General features: G+C 31.7%; 3 protein-coding genes. All 3 read left to right on the forward strand.

The window, feature by feature from the left end:
• Positions 1-54: 54 nt before the first annotated feature.
• The 3 genes from HA632_RS01940 to HA632_RS01950 all read left to right on the forward strand — a co-directional run bounded on the left by HA632_RS01940 (position 55) and on the right by HA632_RS01950 (position 1,708).
• Positions 55-477: a hypothetical protein gene (locus HA632_RS01940; protein ID WP_176305561.1), complete on the forward strand. Its 423-nt coding sequence runs from the start codon at positions 55-57 to the stop codon at positions 475-477.
• A 172-nt stretch (positions 478-649) separates the two neighbouring features.
• Positions 650-1,120, forward strand: coding sequence for a hypothetical protein (locus tag HA632_RS01945; protein WP_176305562.1), 471 nt, complete (start codon positions 650-652; stop codon positions 1,118-1,120).
• A 168-nt stretch (positions 1,121-1,288) separates the two neighbouring features.
• Positions 1,289-1,708, forward strand: coding sequence for a DUF3997 domain-containing protein (locus HA632_RS01950; RefSeq protein ID WP_176305563.1), 420 nt, complete (start codon positions 1,289-1,291; stop codon positions 1,706-1,708).
• Positions 1,709-2,692: the final 984 nt, after the last annotated feature.

The raw sequence follows: 2,692 nt of genomic DNA on the forward strand, positions 1-2,692 counted from the left end.
AACGTTGTATGCTATTTTAAAAATGTGCTTTAATAGAAATTTTGTAGTTAATACATGAAAACATTTTTTATCATATTCTCCATTTTTTGCTTTGAAATCAGCCAATCTCAATCAGTGGAAAATGATTGGAAAGAATTTAACTGTGAAAATTGGACTGTAAAAATTGATATGAAAAAAAGCAGTTTTCTCGGTAAAGAAATCCAATATAATGTCACTTTTATTAATACAAAAGGCAACTCAAGAAAAGTAAATTATTATGTTTATAAAAAATCTGACATTGATACAAATTTCAATAAAGAAGTTGAAAAATATTTATTTGTGCAATCTTGCTTTTTCCAGAGCGGGAAATTTAATTTTAAATCATTTTATTTAAATGATTATTACTATTTTTTAGTGCCATGTCATTGTAGTACAAAAGAGAATAAAGATTGCGAAAATTTGGCGGAGAATATTGAAAAGTACATAATTGAAAAGTAAAACAGCATACAACAGCAGTTTGCTACAATTGCTAGGCTTGGGTTTGTCCCGAATTTTCTCCGAAAATTCAAAAAGGAGTTTTATATTTGGAATCATCAGTAATAAATCGTCGCAACTGTAGCAATCTGCGGAACGTTATGTGTCAGCTTAAAAATCTGCAAAATTAGAAACAATGAACAATCTAAAATATTTAGTCTTTCTTATTGGTTTTTTTGTGTTTTCTGCTTGTAAAAACCAAGAAAGTAAAACAGAAGTAAACGAAACCGAATTTACTTTGAATAGCTTTAAAACACTGCCGAAAGAAATTGATGGTTGCTCTTGTATTTTCTCAAAAAATGAAAAAGATTACGAACAAAGTAAATTCGTTTTTGCGTCAAATTTTGATAGTATAGCTTTTGTTTCTATAAATAATAAAGTTATAAAACTCAAGCTTTCAAGCAGAGTTTACAAACCAAATACAGTTGAGAATGAAGATTACATTTGTAAATATAACACTGAAGAATACAAAATAACTATTGAAATAAAAGCAGATAAAACCAAAAAGCACGCTGACGAAAGTTGGTGGAATAAAGGTTTGATATCAATTGAAAATAAAAATGGCAAAAAAGTAACGCAAGAGTTTGTCGGTGAAAGTGGTTGCTAAGATAGAAAGCCGAACACATAACAGCAGTTTGCAACAATTGCAAGGTTTGGGCTTTCACCGAATTTTCTCCGAAAATTCAAAAAGTAATTTTATATTTGGAATCAGCGGTGATAAATTTTTGCAACTGTTGCAAGCCGCAAGACGTTATAGGCAATGCAAAACAACTCTATGAAAAAGACAACTCCATTTTTGATTGTAATAATTTCATTTTTAATTAATAGTTGTGCTTGGTTAGACGAAAGTCAACACCAAAAAATTATCGGTGAATATGAAGTTGGTTGGAATGATTTAGAATCTAACAGATCAATCACCAAGCTTATTAAAGATTGTGATGGCTGTTCAGAAGGAATTATAGCTAGTTATGTTTATGCAGTAGGTCATAATAAAAATTACATTATAGCTAAACAACTTGAGAATTCTCAAACTAAAACAAGTTATTACATAATTGACATTAAAAAAAATCAGGCAAACTCTCAAAAAGGAATTTTTGGTCCATTAAACGAAACCGAATTTGAAAAAACCAAGAAAGACTTAAAAATAGAAAGTTTAAAGTTTGATTTAAATTTTAACCAAAAACCGAAAAGCTAGCACTGCCTATAACAGCGGTTAGTAGCACATGCTGGATTTTCTTGAGTTGTACTTCTATTTTCACGCAAAACTATTATCTTAGCAGACAGTACGCAGTTCGTTGGCTTCGCAAATGCAACTAGCCGCGAAACGTTATATGCTAGCGTTCCACGAATCTGCAATTCAAGAACCTATTGCAACAAAATCAAGTCGAAATTTTCAGTTCAAGTTTTTAATAGTTTGCGGAAATGAATCTGAAAAAGTTTATGTTTTGTAATGCGTGAAAAGTTTGCCTGAAGTAGAAAATTGAAAAAGTTTATGGCAAAGTTTGCGCTGAAAAGTTTGCGAATAAAACGTTGAAAAAATTTGTTGTTGACCAAAATGTATTTGAAAAAATAAAGCTTGAAAAGTTTGCGCCGAAAATGGAAACTGGAAAAGTTTGCGGCAAATGTTAACGACTCAAGTTAGTAGGAACGCCAGCACATAACAGCCGTTTCTCGCAATTGCGAATTTTGTAGTAAGTTCAAGTTCAGTTTCCGCAATAATTTTTATCTTAGCCGAAAGTACACAGTTCCGCAGTTCGCAACTGACGAGAAGCGGCGGAACGTTACCGCTAAGTTTTGGTTGCGTTTTAAAAATCATATTCTTCGTCTTTTTGTGGTTTAATTTTAATGGAAAATTGAGCCGAAAAGATCAAGTTTCTTAAGTTTTGCGCTGAAAAAAAAATATCTGTAAACGAATTACGTTTCTGAGCTTTGTTCTTTTTTTGTTTGGTAAGGTTTAGGCTTTGTGGAAGTTCAACAGTAACTTGTTTGGACGCTGATTACGTTTCTCGGCTAAGTCTATTTTGTGTCTGTAATCGAAGTGTAAAACCTAGCGGTAACAGCCGTTTGCAACAATGGCTGGTTTTATTTTTCTTAGGCGGAAAATACTAAGTTCAAATTTTAATTATATTTACATCTAATAATTTTAAAAGTCGCCACTGTCGCAAGCGGCGGAACGTTA

The organism is Flavobacterium sp. J49 (assembly GCF_011742145.1).
Taxonomy (GTDB): Bacteria; Bacteroidota; Bacteroidia; order Flavobacteriales; family Flavobacteriaceae; genus Flavobacterium.

What these genes read in the sequence shown, in the direction of transcription:
- HA632_RS01940 (WP_176305561.1), top strand. Translation starts at nt 55, where the DNA reads ATGAAAACATTTTTTATCATATTCTCCATTTTTTGCTTTGAAATCAGC.
- HA632_RS01945 (WP_176305562.1), top strand. Translation starts at nt 650, where the DNA reads ATGAACAATCTAAAATATTTAGTCTTTCTTATTGGTTTTTTTGTGTTT.
- HA632_RS01950 (WP_176305563.1), top strand. Translation starts at nt 1,289, where the DNA reads ATGAAAAAGACAACTCCATTTTTGATTGTAATAATTTCATTTTTAATT.